18 protein-coding genes are annotated in these 19,259 nt (G+C 72.8%); 8 read left to right on the top strand and 10 right to left on the bottom strand.

Annotated features, from left to right (window positions below; translation table 11 throughout):
- Positions 1-11 precede the first annotated feature (11 nt).
- The 4 genes from AC07AB_RS36620 (at position 12) to AC07AB_RS36605 (ending at position 3,122) form a co-directional block, all read left to right on the top strand.
- On the top strand, positions 12-902 hold the full coding sequence (locus AC07AB_RS36620) for a sigma-70 family RNA polymerase sigma factor (RefSeq protein WP_478576277.1): 891 nt from the start codon (positions 12-14) through the stop codon (positions 900-902).
- A gap of 643 nt (positions 903-1,545) precedes the next feature.
- Entirely contained in the window at positions 1,546-1,791 is a 246-nt protein-coding gene (locus AC07AB_RS36615) for a hypothetical protein (RefSeq protein ID WP_478576275.1), read from the top strand.
- A gap of 2 nt (positions 1,792-1,793) precedes the next feature.
- Complete coding sequence (locus AC07AB_RS36610) at positions 1,794-2,006, top strand: hypothetical protein (protein ID WP_478576273.1); 213 nt, start codon at positions 1,794-1,796, stop codon at positions 2,004-2,006.
- A gap of 342 nt (positions 2,007-2,348) precedes the next feature.
- The gene (locus AC07AB_RS36605; RefSeq protein WP_478576272.1) at positions 2,349-3,122 is read left to right on the top strand and encodes a VOC family protein; all 774 of its coding nucleotides are present in this window, start codon (positions 2,349-2,351) and stop codon (positions 3,120-3,122) included.
- Here the strand turns inward: AC07AB_RS36605 and AC07AB_RS36600 are convergent.
- Together AC07AB_RS36600 and AC07AB_RS36595 are read right to left on the bottom strand one after the other, a co-directional pair.
- Positions 3,094-3,561, bottom strand: coding sequence for a hypothetical protein (locus AC07AB_RS36600; RefSeq protein WP_478576271.1), 468 nt, complete (start codon positions 3,559-3,561; stop codon positions 3,094-3,096). The two genes, AC07AB_RS36605 and AC07AB_RS36600, sit on opposite strands and share 29 nt — an antisense overlap.
- Before the next feature lie 67 nt (positions 3,562-3,628).
- Entirely contained in the window at positions 3,629-5,077 is a 1,449-nt protein-coding gene (locus AC07AB_RS36595; protein WP_478576270.1) for an aminotransferase-like domain-containing protein, read from the bottom strand.
- Between AC07AB_RS36595 and AC07AB_RS36590 the strand changes: the two genes are divergently transcribed.
- The gene (locus AC07AB_RS36590; protein ID WP_478576268.1) at positions 5,076-5,999 is read left to right on the top strand and encodes a DMT family transporter; all 924 of its coding nucleotides are present in this window, start codon (positions 5,076-5,078) and stop codon (positions 5,997-5,999) included. The two genes, AC07AB_RS36595 and AC07AB_RS36590, sit on opposite strands and share 2 nt — an antisense overlap.
- Positions 6,000-6,233: 234 nt before the next feature.
- Positions 6,234-6,431: a DUF1918 domain-containing protein gene (locus tag AC07AB_RS36585; RefSeq protein WP_478576266.1), complete on the top strand. Its 198-nt coding sequence runs from the start codon at positions 6,234-6,236 to the stop codon at positions 6,429-6,431.
- An 18-nt stretch (positions 6,432-6,449) separates the two neighbouring features.
- Here the strand turns inward: AC07AB_RS36585 and AC07AB_RS36580 are convergent, their stop codons facing one another.
- Positions 6,450-7,685, bottom strand: coding sequence for a glycoside hydrolase family 10-like protein (locus AC07AB_RS36580; RefSeq protein WP_478576264.1), 1,236 nt, complete (start codon positions 7,683-7,685; stop codon positions 6,450-6,452).
- Between the two features lie 171 nt (positions 7,686-7,856).
- Between AC07AB_RS36580 and AC07AB_RS36575 the strand changes: the two genes are divergently transcribed.
- Positions 7,857-8,714, top strand: coding sequence for a 3-hydroxybutyryl-CoA dehydrogenase (locus tag AC07AB_RS36575; protein ID WP_478576262.1), 858 nt, complete (start codon positions 7,857-7,859; stop codon positions 8,712-8,714).
- Between the two features lie 212 nt (positions 8,715-8,926).
- Positions 8,927-9,184 (top strand): hypothetical protein, encoded by a 258-nt coding sequence (locus AC07AB_RS36570; protein ID WP_478576260.1) that lies wholly within the window; start codon positions 8,927-8,929, stop codon positions 9,182-9,184.
- Positions 9,185-9,252: 68 nt separating this feature from the next.
- Here the strand turns inward: AC07AB_RS36570 and AC07AB_RS36565 are convergent, their stop codons facing one another.
- From AC07AB_RS36565 to AC07AB_RS36535, 7 genes are all read right to left on the bottom strand, one after another.
- Positions 9,253-9,783, bottom strand: coding sequence for an NUDIX hydrolase (locus AC07AB_RS36565; protein ID WP_478576258.1), 531 nt, complete (start codon positions 9,781-9,783; stop codon positions 9,253-9,255).
- Positions 9,784-9,829: 46 nt separating this feature from the next.
- A complete protein-coding gene (locus tag AC07AB_RS36560; RefSeq protein ID WP_478576257.1) occupies positions 9,830-11,167 on the bottom strand; it encodes a tetratricopeptide repeat protein in 1,338 nt (445 codons plus the stop codon).
- A gap of 356 nt (positions 11,168-11,523) precedes the next feature.
- Complete coding sequence (locus AC07AB_RS36555) at positions 11,524-12,756, bottom strand: PP2C family protein-serine/threonine phosphatase (protein WP_478576255.1); 1,233 nt, start codon at positions 12,754-12,756, stop codon at positions 11,524-11,526.
- A gap of 520 nt (positions 12,757-13,276) precedes the next feature.
- Positions 13,277-15,814 carry a phenylalanine--tRNA ligase subunit beta gene (pheT, locus tag AC07AB_RS36550; protein ID WP_478576253.1) on the bottom strand — a complete coding sequence of 846 codons (2,538 nt, stop codon included), beginning with the start codon at positions 15,812-15,814 and terminating at the stop codon, positions 13,277-13,279.
- Entirely contained in the window at positions 15,814-16,956 is a 1,143-nt protein-coding gene (gene pheS, locus AC07AB_RS36545; RefSeq protein ID WP_478576251.1) for a phenylalanine--tRNA ligase subunit alpha, read from the bottom strand. Before pheS ends, pheT begins: the two co-directional genes overlap by 1 nt.
- 160 nt (positions 16,957-17,116) lie before the next feature.
- On the bottom strand, positions 17,117-18,304 hold the full coding sequence (locus AC07AB_RS36540) for a sensor histidine kinase (protein WP_478576249.1): 1,188 nt from the start codon (positions 18,302-18,304) through the stop codon (positions 17,117-17,119).
- 39 nt (positions 18,305-18,343) lie between these two features.
- Positions 18,344-19,198: a TrmH family RNA methyltransferase gene (locus tag AC07AB_RS36535; RefSeq protein WP_478576247.1), complete on the bottom strand. Its 855-nt coding sequence runs from the start codon at positions 19,196-19,198 to the stop codon at positions 18,344-18,346.
- Positions 19,199-19,259: the final 61 nt, after the last annotated feature.

The raw sequence follows: 19,259 nt of genomic DNA, 5'->3' as shown, positions 1-19,259 counted from the left end.
GAATGTGACTGATGGACGAGAACGACTTTCTGGCAGACCGCTTCGAGACGCACCGCGGTCAGCTGCGAGCGGTGGCGTACCGGATGCTCGGCTCGCTGGCCGAGGCGGACGACGCCGTGCAGGAGACCTGGCTGCGGCTGCACCGCTCCGACACCAGCGGCGTGCTGAACCTCGGCGGGTGGCTGACGACCGTCGTCGGCCGGGTGTGCCTGGACATGCTGCGCACGCGCGCCTCGCGGGGCGAGCGGCCGCTGGATGTGCGGGTGCCCGACCCGGTGGTCAGCGGCCCGGCCGGGACCGACCCCGAACACCAGGCGCTGCTGGCCGATTCCGTCGGACTCGCGCTGCTGGTCGTACTCGAAACGCTGACCCCTTCCGAACGGCTCGCCTTCGTCCTGCACGACATGTTCGCCGTGCCGTTCGACGAGATCGCCCCGATGGTCGGGCGCACCCCGGCCGCGGCGCGGCAGCTCGCCAGCCGGGCGCGCCGCCGGGTGCGGGGCACGGAGACGGTCCCCGACCCCGATCTCGCCCGTCAGCGCGAGGTCGTCGACGCGTTCCTCGCCGCCGCTCAGCGCGGCGACTTCGACGCGCTCGTGGCGGTGCTCGACCCGGAGGTCGTGCTCCGCGCCGATGCCGGGGCCGGTGCCGCGGCGGGCGGCTCCGTGGAGGTCCGGGGCGCGCGGGCGGTGGCCGGCCGGGCCCTCATGTTCCGGCGGACCGCCTCGCTGCACCCGCTGCCCGCGCTCGTCAACGGTGCCGCGGGGATCGTCTCGGTGCTGGACGGGCGGGCGGTGGCGGTCCTGGGCTTCACGGTCGCTCGGGGGAAGGTCGTGGAAATCGATATCCTCGCCGACCCCGAGCGGCTGCGGCTGATCGATCCGGCGCGACTGGAAGGCTGACGGGCCCGGGGCAGTACGGGCAGTACGGGCGGGCGGGCCGGAAATACGGGAATCGCCGGAGGGCTTTTTGTTCTTCCTGTTCCCGCATCCGGCCGGCTTTTCTCGTGGCAGGTGGATTGTCCTCGTTCGGGCGCTCGTTCCGATTCCCATTCCGGATTCTCACGCCAGACGGGCCAGACGGAAAGGGGACATGACAATTCTACCCCTGCCCGCACTCCCCCCCGTCCGCGTACACACAAAAAGCGCGGCAGAGACGGCCCGAGGCCCGAGTTTCTACGCCCTCCGTCCGCCCTCCATCCGCTCTCCGTCCGTTCTCCGTCCGCCGGGCGGATGGAGGGCGGACGGAGGGTAAATCCGTGCACTGTCCCCCTTCCAGGCGGGGGTAGGACGCCAGTACGATTCGCTGGTCCGCCCACCACCCAGCACCCTGCGCCTGCGGCGACAGCGCACTCCCCTTTGATGGGCGTATCCGGATGAGACGAATTCTCGATATCGACCACGCGGGGTGTGTGACTTCTTGGGGATAAATCCGCTGAGTTCCGTATTCCTCTTGCTTACCCTTGACTCAGCGGTGAGGCTTGCTTTCCCGATCCGCATCGCGGGCGGGATTTCCGGTCAAAGCTCGACGCACAAGGAGAATCACATGGCATGGACTGCCGGAGGTGGCACCATCGCACCAGGGGCCACTCAGGAATGGACTTTCGACTGGGGCGGCAATGGCGACGTCGGCCCGCAATTGATCCAGGCACACCCGCTGAACCCCAACGGGTTGTTGTACACCTTTGAGATCGGCGAGGTGCTCGTGGGCGCCCACCTCTCCTACCGGGCCAGGGTCCGCAACGCCGGCCCCCTGACCGTCTCGTTCAACTGGCGTGGCGGGAGCGTGTGACCATGGCGAAGATTCAGGTACTGCTCGACGAAGCGGGCAACGTACTGGGCACCGCGCAGCAGCCGAGCGCGAGCGAGGGCGAGGCCGCACCGGAGCAGGTGGGGCTCGTGGCGGGAGCCGGGCAGCAACTGGCCGAGGTGGAGGTCTCCGACGAGGTGTTGGCGGGCTCTTCGGCCGATCTCTACGCACATCTCAAGCAGAATTTCCTGGCCTGACACCGCTGGATGACCATACGCATTTCATGAACCACATGAACCATGCGGTCAATGTGAACCATCCGCACCAGGTGACGCAGTAACGCAGTAATGGACGCCCCGCGCTCGGCTGTTGGACGAGCGCGGGGCGTTCTCCACGTCCGACGGGCCGTTCTCCACACCGACAGACCACTCCCCACGTCCGACGGGCCGTCCTCCACACCCGACAGACCACTCCCCACGTCCGACGGGCCGCTCCCCGCGTCCAGCACCTTCCGATCGGCTGCCGCCACTCATCCAGGACAGAAGCTGTCCTACTCCGCCGCTACCGTCGGCCCTCCACTCGACCGGAGGAGACCTGCGATGAGTCACGTCACCACCAACCAGCCCGACGGCACCCCGACTTGGATAGATCTGAACGTCCCCGACCTGCGACGCGCGCTGGACTTCTACAGCGCGCTCTTCGGCTGGGAGTACAAGGCCGGAACGCCGGAGACCGGCTACTACGCCACGTGCCTGCTGCACGGCCGCCCGGTCGCCGCGATCCACTCGACGCCCGGCGAGGCCACCGCCCGCCGTGCGTGGGACGTGTACTTCGCCACCGCGGACTGCGACGGCACGGCCGAGCGCGTCACCGCGGCGGGCGGCACCCTGACCGAGGGACCGGCGAACGTCATGGAGCAGGGACGGATGGCCATGGCAGTGGATCCGACCGGCGCCCGGTTCGGGCTCTGGCAGGGCCGCGCGCACGTAGGCTGCCAGGTCGTCAACGAGCCCGGCGCGCTCATCCGCAACGACCTGGTCACCCCTGACCCCGAGACCGCCCGCGCCTTCTACACCTCGGTCTTCGACTTCACGCTCGACGCCAACGAGGACCTTCCGGAGCAGGACTTCACGTTCCTGCGCCGCCCGGACGGGCACGAGATCGGCGGGATCTTCGGCCTCCCTGACGCCCCGGCCTCCGCCTGGGCGACCGTCTTCGAGGTCGCGGACACCGATGACACGGTGCGGCGGGCCCGGGCTGCGGGCGGCGCCTCCGAGGCGCCGCAGGACAATCCGTACGGGCGGATCGCCACAATCACCGACCCCTTCGGCGCCGAGTTCTCCGTCATCGCGAGGTCCCCGGCTGCTCGATGAGCGCGGCCGGCGCCCGCCGCCGGTCCCGGCTGATCGCGCGGCGCAGGGGGACCGCCGTCGAGACGACGAAGAGCCCGAACAGGGTGATGGGCAGCAGCCCGACCGGGCGGAGCAGCCACGCGGGGTCGTCGCGCAGCCAGCGCCAGTCGACGACCCAGTTCCCCGCGACGTCCGCCGCCATCACCGCGCCCGCCAGCGGCGGTCCCCACGCCCGTACGAGCGCCACCGCGGCCACGACCAGCGGGTCGAGGACGACCAGGCTCAGGAAGAAGAGCTGCAACGGCACGGGCCCGAAGGAGGCGTAGACGTGGACGCCGCCGCGCACGATGTCGACGAGGTGCGCGCAGGCGCCCTCGGTGAATCCGATCGCGTACGCGGCCAGCGTCCACCGCACCCGTCTCGGCCGCCCCGCCCACCGCTCCCGCCACCCGTTTCCCATCGAAGCACCCTAATGCGGGAGCGCTGCCGGCCCGGCCCCTGCGGCAGCGGGCCCCCGGCCGGGCGCCTCACCCCAGGACCTCCGCGCAGGCCGTACGGAGCCGGGCCGCGCCCTCCGCCAGTTCACCGGGGCCCGCCGCCGCGGCGAAGCTCAGCCGCAGATACGCGCCGGTCGCCTCGGCGGCGAAGTACGGGCGGCCCGGGGCCACCGCTACCCCTGCCCGCAGCGCGGCGGCCAGCAGCGCGTTCTCGTCCGTGCCGTCGGGCAGCCGCAGCCACAAGAAGCAGCCGCCCGACGGTGCATGATCCACCGTCACCTTCGGCAGCTCCTGGTGCAGGGCGGTGAGCAGCGCCTCGCGCCGGGCGCGCAACTGGGCGGCGACGGTGCGCAGATGGCGCGGCCAGGCGGGCGAGCCGACGAGTTCGAGCACGGCTTCCTGCAAGGGCCGCGGCACGAAGAAGCTGTCCACGACCTGGGTCTCGCGCAGCCGCTCCAGCGCCGGGCCGCGGGCGACGAGGGCGCCCACCCGCATGCTGGGCGAGGTGACCTTGGTCAGCGAGGCGACGTGGACGACGATGCCGTCGGGGTCGTCCGCGCAGAGCGTGGGCGGCAGCGGCGGCGCCCCCTCGTGGGCGAGACGGCGCGCGAAGTCGTCCTCGACGACGAACGCCCCGGCCGCGCGGGCGACTTGGACGACCTCGCGCCGCCGCTCCTCGGCGAGCACGGTGCCGGTCGGGTTCTGGAACAGCGGCTGGCAGACGAAGACGCGGGCCCCGCTCGCCCGGAACGCGGCGGCGAGCAGGTCGGTCCGTACGCCGTGGGCGTCGACCGGTACGGGCACGGGGCGCTGGCCGCAGGAGCGGGCGGCGGCGAGCACGCCGGGGTAGGTCGGGGACTCCACGAGTACGGGCGCGCCGGGCGGGGCGAGGGCCCGCAGCGCCACGGTCAGGGCGCTCTGGCCGCCGGCGGTGACGAGCACGTCGGCGGCGGCGACGGCGCCGGCCGGGCCGCCGATCTCGCGGGCGAACCAGGCCCGCAGCTCCCCGACGCCGTCGATCGGCGGGCGGTCCCACGCACCGGGGCGGCGGCCGGCCCGCGCCAGCGCCGCGGCCATGGCGCGCTCGGGCTGGAGGGTGGGATGGAGGTAGCCGCCGTTGAGCTCGATGGCGCCGGGCGGCGGCACGGCGAGCGTGGCCAGCACCCCGGCGGCGCCGATGGAGCGCGGTACGTACTCGCCACCGGCCTCGGCGCTGAGGGCCACCTCCTGCCAGGAGGTGTCGCCGGTGCGCCGCTCGGCGCCGAGCGGCCGGACGGCCCGGTAGGCGCCGGCGCCGGGGCGGGTGACGACGAGCCCTTCGGCGGCGAGGGCGGCGAGCGCGCGGGTGACGGTCACAGGGCTGACGTGGAACCGCTCGATCAGCGCCCGGCTGGACGGCAGCTTCTCACCTTCGCGATAGCGGTTGAGTTCATCCCGCAGGACTCTAGCCAGGTCAGCGATGCTGTTACGCTCGTGCATGACAGTACAAGATAGCGCTACTCGACCAGTTGCGATAGCAGTGAGCGGCGGCACTTTGCTGGCCGCCCTCGGCGTGGCCGCCTTCTCCCTCACCTTTCCCGCCACCGCCTGGTCCCTCGAAGGGCTCGGCCCGTGGTCCACGGTCGCCTGCCGGACCGCGCTGACCTCGCTCATCGCGATCGTCTGCCTGGCCGCGCGGCGCGTGCCGCCGCCCCCCCGCCGGCACTGGGGCGGACTCCTCGTCGTCGCCGCCGGGGTGGTCGTCGGCTACCCGATACTGACCACGCTGGCCCTGGAGACGTCCACGTCGTCGCACGCCGCCGTGGTGGTGGGCCTGCTGCCGGTGACCACGGCCGCGTACTCGGCGCTGCGCACGGGGACGCGGCACTCGCGTACGTACTGGGGCGCGGCGCTGACCGGGGCGGCCGTGGTCATCGCGTTCGCCCTTCAGCAGAGCGGCGGGGCCTTCTCGACGGCGGATCTCTATCTCTTCGGGGCCCTGCTGATCTGCGCGGCGGGCTACGCGGAGGGCGGCCGGCTGGCGCGGGAGATGCCGGGATGGCAAGTGATCGGCTGGGCTCTGGTCCCGTGCCTGCCGGTGAGCCTGGCGGGCTCCGCCGTCGCGCTGTCCTTCGAGCCTGCCCATCTGACGGGGCACGTGGTGGCCGGGCTGGTGTGGCTGGCGGTGGGCTCGCACTGCTTCGGGCTTACGGTCTGGTACCGGGGCATGGCCGCCATCGGCGTCGCCAAGGCCAGTCAGCTCCAGCTCGCCCAGCCGCTGCTGACGCTCGTATGGTCCGTGCTGCTGCTCGACGAGCATCTGACGTCGGCCGCCCCGATCGCGGCCGTCGGCGTGCTGCTGTGCATCGTGGTGACGCAGCGCGCGAAAGGCGAGCGGTCTCGTGGTGACGCGGCGCGCTGAAAACCGAGGAGTCTCGGGTGACGCGACGTGCTGAAGACCGAGCGGTCTCGTGGATACGCACCACACGACGAGCTGAGCGGCGCCTTCGTGACCCGGCGCGAAGAGCTGACCGGCGCCGTCGTGCACACAGCGTGCCAAAAGCCGAACGACATCGGCGTTTTCCTGCCGACTACGCCTACGCGCCGTACAATTGCCGCCACTGACCGCATCCCTTCGGACGGAAGGTCGCCGCCGATGCGTGCGAGTGTGGGAGACCGGTTGCTGGTGCACGGCAGGATCGTGGGCCAGCACGACCGGGTCGTGGAGATCATCGAGGTGCTGGGCCCGGACGGCTCCCCGCCCTACCGGGTCCGTGACGAGAGCGGGCACGAGGCGATCATGTCGCCGGGGCCCGACTCGGTCGTACGGAGGGCGAACGAGCCGCTGGCGTAGGCCCGGGGCCGCCCCGGCTCAGCGGGGTGGCCGCACCCGGTACGGATAGTGGTCGGCGACCACTCGGGCCATCGCCCCGATCCGATCGGCGACCACATCCCGCGCGGTGAAGAAGACATTGCCGCGCACCTCCGGGTACCGCCGGTCGAAGGTGAGGTGGCGGGAGAGCTCCGCGGGGTCCTGCCAGGGGGCGGGCTGCGCCGGGTCGCCCGCCTTGTAGAGCGCCTCGCCGATGTAGAGGTGCACGTCGGTGCCGCGTACGGTCGCGGCCCACCAGGGCACGAGCTCGGCGTAGTCGGCGACGGCGAAGCCGAGGTTCCAGTAGACCTGCGGGACGATGTAGTCGATCCAGCCCTCCAGGACCCACTTGCGGGTGTCGGCGCACAGGTCGTCGTAGGTCTGCACGCCGGCCCGGGTGTCCGAGCCGAGCGGGTCGGTGGCGCGGTTGCGCCATACCGCGAAGGGGCTGATGCCCAGCCGCGCGCGGCTGCCGCTCTCCTTGATCCGCTGACCCGTCTCGCGCACCAGGCGGTCGATGTTGTCGCGCCGCCACGCGCCCCGGTTGGGGAAGCCCGCGCCGTACCGCGCGTACGCGGCGTCGTCGTCGAAGACCTGGCCGGCGACCGGGTAGGGGTAGAAGTAGTCGTCGAAGTGGACGCCGTCGATGTCATAGCGGTCCACGGCGTCCAGCATCGCGTCCTCCACGAAGCGCCGGACCTCGGGCAGCCCCGGGTTGTAGTAGAGCTTGCCGCCGTAGGGCACCGCCCAGGCCGGGTGAAGCCGCGCCGGGTGGCCGGCCGCGAGCCGGGTCGGGTCGGTGTGGTTGGCGACGCGGTACGGGTTGAACCAGGCGTGCAGCTCCAGATCGCGGGCGTGCGCCTCGCGGACCGCGAAGCCCAGCGGGTCCCAGCCGGGGTCCTGGCCCTGGGTGCCCGTGAGGTACTGCGACCACGGTTCGTACGGGGAGGGCCAGAAGGCGTCCGCGGTGGGCCGCACCTGGAGGATGACGGCGTTGAGCCGCCGCCGGACCGCCGTGTCGAGGAGGGCGAGCAGCTCGGCGCGCTGTTCCGCGCCGCTCAGGCCGGGCCGGGAGGGCCAGTCGAGGTTGGCGACGGTGGCGAGCCACATGCCGCGGAACTGCCGCGCGCCGCGCGCACCGGCGCCGCCCTTCGCCGCCGCCTCCCCGGCGCCGAGCAGCACGGCCGCGGAACCGGCCGCGACCACCGCGAATCCTCTTCGCGTCATACGTCCCATCTGGCGCCCCCTCAGGGCCGGCCGGGTCACACCGTGTGGGAACAGCATGCCCGCCCCGGGCCCGTCGGCACCGTGCGGCGCGGGGTAACGTCTGCGCGGAGGCGTCCGTCGGCACCTGCGGCGGCCGGCCGGTCGATGAGGATCAGCGAAGGGCACGAGGTGACGGACACGATGGCCGATATTGCACGCGTCGGAGTGGTGGGCTGCGGCCAGATGGGCGCCGGCATCGCGGAGGTATGCGCCCGGGCGGGCCTGGAGGTCGTGGTCGCGGAGACCACCGGCGAGGCCCTGGAGCTCGGCCGCACCCGGCTGTCCAACTCCCTCTCCAAGGCCGCCGAGCGCGGCAAGATGACCGTGGCAGAGCGCGACGCGACGCTGGACCGGCTGAGCTTCACCACCGATCTGGGCGAGTTCGCCGACCGGGACCTGGTCATCGAGGCCGTCGTCGAGAACGAGCAGGTGAAGACGGAGATCTTCCAGGTGCTCGACCAGGTGGTCACCCGCCCGGACGCCATCCTGGCCTCCAATACCTCCTCGATCCCGCTGGTGAAGCTGGCCGTCGCGACCTCCCGGCCCGACCAGGTCATCGGCATCCACTTCTTCAACCCGGCCCCGGTGCAGCAGCTCGTCGAGCTGATCCCCGCGCTGACCACCGGCGAGGAGACCATCAAGCGGGCCGAGGCGGTCGTCGGGGACGTGCTCGGCAAGCACGCGATCCGGGCGCAGGACCGCTCGGGCTTCGTCGTCAACGCCCTTCTCATCCCCTATCTGCTCTCCGCGATCCGGATGTTCGAGTCGGGCATCGCCAGCCGCGAGGACATCGACAACGGCATGGAGCTGGGGTGCGCGCACCCCATGGGCCCGCTGCGGCTCTCCGACCTGATCGGCCTGGACACGGTCGCCTCGGTCGCGGACTCGATGTACCAGGAGTTCAAGGAGCCGCTGTACGCCGCTCCCCCGCTGCTCCAGCGCATGGTGGACGCCGGCCGGCTCGGCCGGAAGACGGGGTCGGGCTTCTACCCGTACTGAGCGGCCGCCCCCGCGCCTCCGGAAGGCGCCCTTCCGCGATCCGTGGTTTGAGCGGCGCGCGCCCCTTGTTCACACGGGGCGCGCGCCGCTGACCCGCGACTGTCTTCCGCACACGCTCCCGCCCCGCCCGGCCGCGCGGTTGACTTCGGTTCGCCGGCATTCCCACGTCCGCCGGCAATCCCGCGGATGATCTCCCGGAAGGGGTACGGACCGTGACCACCGATCCCGAGCAAGCCGTAGTGTCGGCGGAGCTCGCGGAAATCCGTCGAGACCTCGATGTGGGCATCGCCCGTATCGATGGACAACTGGCGCTCCTCGCCCTGCGCGGCGACCAGAGCGAGCAGGATCTGAGCACGGTGAACGTGCATGTGAGAGCGTTGGAGCACGGCCGTTGGCCGCTGCCGTCGCTGGCCGCGCTCACCGGCCTGGCCGCCCTGGCGATCGCCCTGTGGCAAGCGCTCGGCCGATGAGCGCGGGGTGCGCCTCACCTGGGTGGGGCGCGGTGCACGCCGGTTCGCTCCGGCGTACCAGGGGCTTCTCAGCCGAGCCGCATATGGTGCAGCAGCAGAAGAGCGGCCGCCATATTGGCGGCCGGGACCTCACCACGCGCGATCAGGTCGGGTACCAGTTTCAACGGCACCCACTCGCGCCGGTCCGATTCGAAGCCGTCCTCGGGCTGCCCGGTGTAGACGGCCTCCCGTGTCCAGTAGATGTGGTGCCGGGCGTCGGTGAGACCGTTGGACGGCTCCACCGTCATGAGGTGCCGCAGCGCGCCCGGTCGCCACCCGGTCTCCTCCTCCATCTCGCGCGCCGCCGCGGACTCTATGCCCTCGCCGTCCTCGACGACGCCGGCGGCCAGTTCCCAGCCCCAGTTGTCGGTGATGAAGCGGTGCCGCCACAGCAACAGGACTTCGTTGGCCTCGTTGACCACCGTGGCGACCGCGACGGGCCGCAGCCGGATCAGATAGTGGTCGAGGTGAGCGCCGTCGGGGAGTTCGACGTCTGCGAGGTTGACCCGGAACCACCGGTTCTCGTACACGGTCTGCTCCCTGAGATTCTTCCAACGCACGTGTATGCCACCTTCCGTTCAGGTGGCCACCTGCCCGGCATGGCCCTCACAGGGGCACGCGCAGCGCCCCGTCGATCATTTCGGCGGCCTCGGTCGTCGCCGCGCACCCGCTCTCGATCAGGTGCTCGCGCACCGCCCTCAGCCGGTCCCTCAGCCGTTGTGATTCCATTCCGCGCGCCTGCTCGGTCATCTCCCTGGCGGTGGCCACCGCCTTGTCCGCGTCTCCTTGACGCAGTTCGATGTGCGTGAGCATGGCGAGCCGGTGCACACGGCCGCGGTCGTGGGCCGGGGAGTCGACCGCCTGGTCCGCGTGGACGCGGGCGGGTTCCAGGTCGCCGAGGCTGAGGAGCGCCTCGGCCACCTGCACATTGACCAGGCCGGGCTGTACGTACCCGGTCTCGACGGGCTCCTGGCCGGGGCGGATCCGCTCGGCGGCGGACTCGGCGCGCCGGATGCAGGCGAGCGCCCCGGCTCCGTCGCCGAGCCGGGCGTACGCCTTGGCCTGCATCGCGTACAGGTCGGCGGCGAGCGCCGGGGTGATGTGCGCCCCGACGGCCCGTAGCGCCGACTCCGCGAAGGCCACCCCTTGCCGGTACTCACGCAGGAACAGAGCCTGATTGACGAGCAGGGCGACGACGTACGCGCCGAGCCCGCGGTCCCCGCTGGCCTTGGCGAGCCGCAGCGCCTGGTGGAAGTAGCGCTGAGCGAGTCCGTGCGCGTCGGAGTCGTACGCGCAGATGCCGGCGACGGCGACCAGCCCGCCGGTCGCCCGGTGCAGCTGGCGGCCGGTGGCGTCGGTGTAGCTGCCGCGCAGCAGCGGCGCCGTCTCGAAGTTGAGGAAGCCCACGACGCGCGCCCGCGTCGCGACGCCGCCGGTCTTGCGGTACATCTGTTCGTAATGGGCCCGGGCCGCCCGCAGCATCTCGATATCGGCCATGGTGACGCGGGTGAGTCCGTGCCGGGAGACGTCCGAGTCCTCGGGCGGGTTCTCCCACTCCCAGACCGGGATCACGGCCGGGGTGCCGGTGACGGCCGGCGCGCTGACGACGTGCGGCCGCTGCTGTTCGTCGGAGCGCCACAGCGCGGTGGCCCGCTCCACGAATCCGGAGAGCGGGGTGCTGGGGGCGCGTGGGCCGCCGGGGGTGCCGAGCCCGATGTCGTCGAGGGTCAGCGCGCGGTGCAGCCGCTCGCCGAGCACCTCGCAGATCAGGTCGGGCACCTGGCCGCGCGGCCGCTGGCCCTTCAACCACCGTGCCACGGCGGTGTGTTCGTAGCGCAGCGACAGTCCCCGGGACCGTCCCGCCGCGTTGACATGGGCGGCCAGACCGGCGTGGGAGATCCCCGCCTCGTCCAGGAGTGCGTCGAGCAGTGCGTTGGGCTCCATCCTGCCCTCCTCTCGGGGGTCCCGGCCCCGCGGGCCGGGGGTGAGCGGTATCCCGGGTCCACGAGGGCGCGGCAGCGCCCCGCCGTCCACCGGGAAGTGGCAGGATCCGGCGATCGCGCTGGGCAGCGACAGCCGGGTGCGAGATCCGTTCGTACACGAGGGGGAGGAGTCAACGCGCCCTGTCGATCCGCTCGGTGAGGTCAGCGTAATCGAGTGGTCTTCGCACGGGGTGTGAAGTTTTTCCGGCGGAATATGTCAGTGATGGCGGGTGGAGCGGGTCGATAGCGGGTGGCGCGGCGATCGCCGGTGGTGCGGATCGATAGCGGGTGGAGCGGGTCGATAGCGGGTGGTGCGGATCAGCCGCCGCGCCGGCCGGAGCCCGCGAGGGGGACCACCGCCGACCCCGCGGGCAGCCGCTGCCGGTCGTTGCGGACCACGAGGAGGGCGGCGTCGTCGGAGAGCCGTCCCCCGGTGTGCCGCAGCAGCGCGGTCCGTACGCCCGCGATGACCTCCGCCGGGACGATGGGCGCGCTCTGCGCGGCGCGGGCGAGGGCGGGGCCGAGGGGGAAGAACTCGCCCGCCGCGTCGCGGGCGTCCTCGACTCCGTCGGTGTGCAGCACGAGCGCGTCGCCGGGCGGCAGCGGCGCGCCGTATCCGACGGGCAGTTCGGCGGGGAGCGGGAACATCCCCAGCGGCGGCATCGTCTCCCCCATGGTCTCGACGGTGGCGCGGCCGCCTCCGGCCGGGCGGGCGTGCAGCCGGTACGGCCAGGGGTGCCCGCAGTTGAGCGCGGCGACCTCGCCGTCCGGGCGGACCTCCAGGAGCAGTACGGTCACGAACTCCTCGGCGACCGGGTGGTCCGGCTCGCCGCCGCGGGCCGCCGGATGCTCGGCTCTCGCCCGCTCCCGCAGATGCCGTTGCAGGGCGCGCTCCAACCGGCGCAGCACACCGCCCAGTTCGGCTTCGTAGTGTGCCGCTTCCCGGAAGCTGCCGAGCATCGCGGCGACGGTGCCGAGCGCGGTGAGCCCGTGGCCGCGGACGTCTCCCATGACGACCCGCACGCCGTAGGGGGTGGCGAGCGCCGCGTAGAGGTCGCCGCCGATCAACGCCCCCTCGCTGGCGGAGAGATGGCCGGCCGCGAGCGCCAGTCCGTCGAGCCGCGGCGGAGGGCTGCGCAGCAGCGCTTCCTGTGCGGTGGCCGCCACCTCGCGGGCTCGGGCCAGTTCCAGGGTCAGCCGTCGGCGGCGGCCCGTGGCCAGATAGCCGGCGCCGACGATGGCGAGGATCGCGCAGCAGGCGCCCAGCCGGCTGATGAGTTCGCCGCCGCCGACGGACCCCAGCGGCGCCAGGGGCACCAGGGCGAACAGCACACACGCGCCGCCCAGGCCCACGCACTGCCGACGGCCGGAGCCGGCGCAGGCGATCGCCGGGGCGATCGCGAGGAACTGGACGGACTGCGCGCCGGAAGAGCTCAGCACGTCCCACGCGAGCACGCCCAGCACCCACAGGCCGGGCAGCACGAGGACGAACAGCCGTCGCCGGTGTGCGGCCCGCGGCCGCGCACCGTCCGCCGTTCCATTTCCGATCATGGTCGGCCCCCCTGGCAGCCAATGATGCGATCGCCCCGGACCAAGGACCTTCAATCGGCCCCCGCATGCCCCGCGGCATCCGGCACGCGCTCCCACGGCGTGGACGGGTCCACCCCCGTACGCCCGGTACAGGGGTGAGCCTCCGCCTCGCGGGGCACGCGCCGTTCGCCACGGGGTCCGCCCTCCGGGCGGGCGACGGGATTCGACGGCAGGGCCTGGACGACTGATGGATCAGCCCGATGTGGGCCAGGATGACCCGCACGATTCTTGCGACCGTACGCGCCCGTGTGACCACTTGGCGTATATATCTCACCCGATCGGGTGATGCGTACGAGTGGCTTCGCGAGCGCGGAACGCTCCATTCCCAGGTCGTCGCACCAGAGCGGCGCGCACCCACGGCGCTCAGGCGCGCCGATCCCCGGCGGGCGGCGGCGCGGCCCACGCACGAGGGGCGCACCCGGTCCACCGGGTGCGCCCCTCACTTCGATCGCGGCCGTTTTCGCCGCGCGGTGTCACGGCATCACGCCCCGCGCAGCACCGCGCCCGTGCTCGCGAGCGCCGAGGCGACGGCCGCGTCGCGCGCGGCGGTGGCCTCCTCGGCGGTCAGGGTGCGGTCGGCGGCGCGGAAGCGCAGCGCGTAGGCCAGGGACTTCTTGCCCTCGCCGAGCTGCTCGCCGGTGAAGACATCGAACAGCCGCAGCGATTCGAGGAGTTCGCCCGCGCCCGCGCGCAGCGCCGACTCGACGTCGGCCGCGGCGACCGCGCCGTCGACGACCAGCGCGACGTCCTGCGTGGCCACCGGGAAGGTGGAGACGTGCGGGGCGCGCACCGCGCCCGTACCGGCCCGCTCCAGGCGGTCCAGCTCGATCTCCATCGCGCAGGTGCGCTCGGGCAGGCCGAGCGCCTTGACCACCCGGGGGTGCAGCTCACCGGCGTTGCCGACGAGCACCTCAGCGCCGTCCACCACGGCGAGCAGCGCGGCGCAGCGGCCCGGGTGGAACGGCGCGTGCTGGTCCTGGCGGACGATCAGCTCGACGCCCGCCTCCCGGGCGACGGTACGGCCCGCCTCGACGGCGTCCGCCCAGGTCGCGGGGCGGCCCTTGCCCCACCAGCCGGCCTGTTCGCGCGCCCCGGCGAGTACGACGGCGGCCCGGCGCGGCTGCGCGGGCAGCGTCGCGTTCAGGGCGGCGATCTCCTCGTCGGTGGGGCGGCGGTCGACGGGCAGCCGGACCGCGGGCGCCTCGTGACCGGTGGGCCGGAAGACCAGGCCGGTCTCGAAGAGCGCGAGGTCGTGCTCGCCGCGGCCGTCGTTGCGGCGCAGGGCGGTGAGCAGCCCCGGCAGCAGCGTGGTCCGCAGCGCCGGCTCGCTCTCGGAGAGCGGGTTGACCAGGCGCACCACGGTGCGGCGCGGGTCATCGGCCGCGAGGCCGAACTGGTCGAAGACGTCCTCGCCCAGGAAGGGGTAGTTGAGCGCCTCGACGAAGCCGGCGCCGGCCAGCGCGCGGCCGACCCTGCGGTGCAGCCGCTGCCGTTCGGTCAGCCCGCGGCCGGCGGGCGGCTGCGGGAGCGTGGACGGCAGGTTCTCGTAGCCCTCCAGCCGGATGACCTCTTCGGCGAGGTCGTTCGGGTCGTTGAGGTCGGGCCGCCAGCTGGGCACGGTCACGACAAGCTCGTCCTGCCCGTACGCGTCGCAGCCGACCTCCTGGAGGCGGCGCACGACGGTCTCCCGGCCGTACTCGACGCCGGCCACCCGGTCGGGGTGGTCCGCGCGGATGCTGATGGTGCGGGGCCCGCTGGGCGCGACGACCTCGGTGACGCCGGCCTCGGCGGTGCCGCCCGCGAGCAGCACCATCAGGTCGACGGTGCGCTGCGCGGCCGCGGAGGCGGCGTTCGGGTCGACGCCGCGCTCGAAGCGCTTGGCCGCCTCGGAGGACAGCTTGTGGCGGCGGGCCGTACGGGCGATGGAGAGCGCGTCGAAGTGCGCGGCCTCCACCACGATGTCGGTGGTGCCCCCGCTCTCGCCGGTCTCGGGGTCGCCGGTGACGTCCGCGATCTCGGTGTCGGCCCCGCCCATGACGCCCGCGAGCCCGATGGGTCCGCGGTTGTCGGTGATGACGAGGTCCTCGGCGTCCAGGACGCGCTGGGCGCCGTCGAGGGTGGTGAGCTTCTCCCCCGGCTGGGCGCGGCGCACGCCGATCGTCCCGTCGAGGCGGGACCGGTCGTAGGCGTGCAGCGGCTGGCCGAGTTCGAGCATCACGTAGTTGGTGACGTCGACGGCGAGCGAGATCGGGCGCATGCCGGCCTTCTGGAGGCGGCGCTGGAGCCAGATCGGGGAGCGGGCCTCGGGGTCGAGTCCGGTGACGGTGCGCGCGGTGAAGCGGTCGCAGCCGGCCGGGTCCGAGACCTTGACGAGGTAGCCGTAGGAATTGGGCGGCGGCACGTCGAGGAGGGCCGGGTCGCGCAGCGGCAGCCCGTAGGCGATCGCGGCCTCGCGGGCGACGCCGCGCATGGACAGGCAGTCGCCGCGGTTGGCGGTGACGGCGATGTCCAGGACCTCGTCGACCAGTTCGAGCAGCGCGACGGCGTCGGTGCCGGCCTCGTACTCGGGGGGCAGCACGATGATGCCGCCGTTGTCGGTCGCGGTGGCGCCGCCCATGCCCAGCTCGTCGCCGGAGCAGATCATGCCGTGCGAGACCTTGCCGTACGTCTTGCGCGCGGCGATCTTGAAGTCGCCGGGCAGTACCGCGCCGGGCAGCACGACGACGACCTTGTCGCCGACGGCGAAGTTGCGGGCGCCGCAGACGATCTCCTGCGGTTCGCCGGTGCCGTTGGCCGTGCCGACGTCGACCGTGCAGAACCGGATGGGCTTCTTGAACCCCTCCAGCTCCTCGATGGTCAGGACCTTGCCGACGACCAGGGGGCCCTTGAGGCCGGCGCCGAGCTGCTCGACCGTCTCGACCTCAAGGCCGGTGGCGACGAGCTTGGCCTGTACGTCGCGGCCGGTCTCGGCGGCCGGCAGGTCGACGTACTCACGCAGCCAGGAAAGCGGGACTCGCATCAGATCTCCATCCCGAACGGCCTGGTGAAGCGCACGTCGCCCTCGATCATGTCTCGCATGTCCTCCACGCTGTGGCGGAACATCAGCATCCGCTCAATACCGAACCCGAAGGCGAAGCCGCTGTACTTCTGCGGGTCGACGCCGCAGGCGATCAGCACCCGCGGGTTGACCATGCCGCAGCCGCCCAGCTCGATCCAGCCCTCGCTGCCGCACGTACGGCAGGGGCGGTCGGGGTCCCCGACCGAGGCGCCGCGGCAGACATAGCACTCCATGTCCATCTCGGCGGACGGCTCGGTGAACGGGAAGTAGTTCGGGCGCAGCCGGGTGGACGTCCCGGGGCCGAAGAGCGCCCGCACCATGTGGTCCAGGGTGCCCTTGAGGTCGGCCATGGTCAGGCCCTCGTCGATGGCGAGGAGCTCGACCTGGTGGAAGACCGGGGTGTGGGTGGCGTCGAGCTCGTCCGTGCGGAACGTACGGCCCGGGCAGATGACGTAGACGGGCGGCTCGCGGTCGATCATCGAGCGGATCTGCACCGGCGAGGTGTGCGTGCGCAGCACGACGCCGGACTCCTCGCCCGCGACGGCTGTCCCCTGGGCGCCGTCGGCGTCCCGCACGAAGAAGGTGTCCTGCATCTCGCGCGCGGGGTGGTCCGGCGGGAAGTTCAGCGCGTCGAAGTTGAACCACTCGGCCTCGATCTCGGGCCCCTCGGCGACCTCGTAGCCCATGGCGACGAAGACGTCCTCGATGCGCTCGGAGAACGTCGTGATCGGGTGCCGGGCGCCGGCGAGGGCGCGGTCGTGGGGCAGCGTGACGTCCACCGCCTCCTCGACCAGCACGCGCGCGTCGCGCTCCGCCTCCAGCTCCTCCTGGCGGGCCGCGAACGCCTTGTTCACGGCGCCGCGGGCCTGGCCGACCCGCTTGCCCGCGTCCGCCTTGGCCTGCGGCGGCAGCGCGCCGATCTCGCGGTTGGCGAGGGCGAGCGGCGAGCGGTCGCCACTGTGGGCGGCCTTCACCTCGCGCAGGGCGTCGAGGTCGGCGGCCGCGGCGATGGCGGCGACCGCCTCGTCGCGCATCCGCTCGATCTCTTCCGGTTTCAGGGCCTCGACCTCGACCGGGTCATACGACTTATTGGGTGCGGACATCTCTTCCCGTGCTTCCGATTGGCTGCGCTTCGCTTCGCCCGGCTCTTGACAAGTGCTGCGGATGCCGAGCGGGTGCGCCGCTTAGCCCGACGACATTGATGCCAAAGGTGCCAAAGGTCGAGTCTAAAGGGCGCGGGTGGAGGGTGAGCCCGTGGGCCGCTCAGGCCAGGTAGGCCGGGGCGCCGACGGGCAGGGTAAATCGGAACTCGGCGCCGCCGCCGCGCGCCCGGCCGACCGTGATCGAGCCGCCGTGCGCCTCGACGATGCCCTTGACGATGTACAGCCCGAGGCCGGTCCCGCCGCGCTTGCTGCCGCGCCAGAAGCGGGTGAAGACGCGGCCCACCGACTCATCGGGGATGCCGGGGCCCTCATCGCTCACGGTGACCGCTGTCCTCTCCACGGCGGGGCCCTCCGCGTGGGCCCGCACCATCACTGGTGACACCTCTATGGTGACCGTTCCCTCACCGTGCCGCACGGCATTTTCCAGCAGGTTGCCGAGGACCTGGTCGATCTTGTCGGGGTCCGCCCAGAGCGCGGGCAGCGGCTCCCTGACCCGGATCAGGAACCGGTCGGTGCGCTGGCCCGCGGTGGTGTGCGCCTGTACGTGCCGGCGCACGGCGGCGGCGATGTCGACGGGCTGCTTGCGCACCTCCAGCCGGCCGGAGTCGATCCGGGAGATGTCCAGCAGCTCGGCGATGAGCCGGGTGACGCGGTTGGCGTCGGCGTCGACGGTCTCCAGCATCAGCCGCTTCTGGTCGTCGGTGAACCGCTCCCACTTGGCGAGCAGCGTCGCCGTGAACCCCTTGACGGAGGTCAGCGGGGAGCGCAGCTCATGGGCGACGGTGGCGATCAGCTCGGCGTGGCTGCGCTCGGTGCGGCGGCGCGCCTCGGTGCCGCGCAGCTGGACGACCAGCCGACGCACCGGGCCGGCGGGCCGGTCGCGTACGTACCGGGCGGAGACCAGGACCTCCCGGCCGCCGGGCAGCAGCAGATTCCGCTCGGGCTGCCCGCCGCGGATGGCCAGGCCGCCGTACGGGTCGGTCAGCGCCCACCAGCGGCGGCCTTCGAGGTCTTCGAGCGGCAGGGCGCTCTCCAGGGGCCGGCCGATGGCCTCGGCGGGCGGCAGCTCGGTGATACGGGCGGCGGCGGCGTTGAAGCAGGTGACCTTGCCGGTCTCGTCCGCGACGACCAGCCCGTCGGGGAGGTCGTCGGGGTCCAGCCCGAGGGCGGTGAAGCCGTCAGGGTCGAGGCCGTCGGGGCCGAGGCCGTCGCCGGGGTGGCCGGAAGCGCCGCGGGCGGCGGGCGGGCAGGCGCCGGCCGTACTGCTGCCGGAGGTCCTGACATCCATCGCCGCACCCCCTTTTCGGCCCCCAGAGTGGCAACCCTACTAGGTGGATGTGACGGAGCGGCACCCTCCGGAAGCACGCTGCGCACGAGCGGAGGCGTAGAGGCAAACGGCGGCCGCCGTCGCGAGGTTGAGGCTCTCGGCCCGGCCGTGGATGGGTACGCGCACCACCTCGTCCGCGAGCGCGCGGGTCTCCTCCGGCAGCCCCCACGCCTCGTTGCCGAAGATCCAGGCGGTGGGGCCGCCCATCGCGCCCCCGTCCAGCTCCCCGTCGAGGTCGCGTTCGCCCGCGCCGTCGGCGGCCAGGACGCGCACCCCGGCGTCCGAGAGGCCCCGTACGGCCCGTTCCACGGGGACGCCGACGGCGACCGGGAGGTGGAAGAGGGAGCCGACGGAGGCCCGTACGGACTTGGGGTTGTAGAGGTCCACGGAGGCGTCGGTGAGCACCACGGCGTCGGCGCCCGCGGCGTCCGCGCAGCGCAGCACGGTCCCGGCGTTGCCGGGGTCGCGTACGTTCGCGAGCACGGCCACCAGCTTGGGGCGGGCCGCGAGGATCTCCTCGAACGGCGAGTCGAGGAAGCGGCAGACGCCGACGATGCCCTGCGGGGTGACCGTCTGGGAGATCTCGGCGAGGGTCTCGGCGTCCGCGGTGTGCACCCGGGCGCCGGCGGCGTGCGCGGCCTCGACGATCTCGGCGTAGCGCTCGGCGGCGTCGGGGGTCGCGAACAGCTCGGTCAGGGTGGGCTCGCCGTCGCCCCGGTGCGCCACCGCCTCCCGCACGGCCTGCGGGCCCTCGGCGATGAACCGGCGTTCCTTGCCCCGGAAGTTGCGGCGCGCCAGCCGCCGGGCGGCGGCGACGCGCGGGGAGCGCGGGGAGATCAGCTCGGGGGTGCCCATGGGCGGCGGCTCACTTCTTGTGCGGCGGCGATTGGTGGTCGGGGGCTCGACGGGGCCGTCG

The sequence above is a fragment of the Streptomyces sp. NPDC044033 genome (assembly GCF_056434425.1).
The sequence above is the reverse complement of the archived record's forward strand: the minus strand, read 5'-3'. Positions and strand labels throughout refer to the sequence as shown.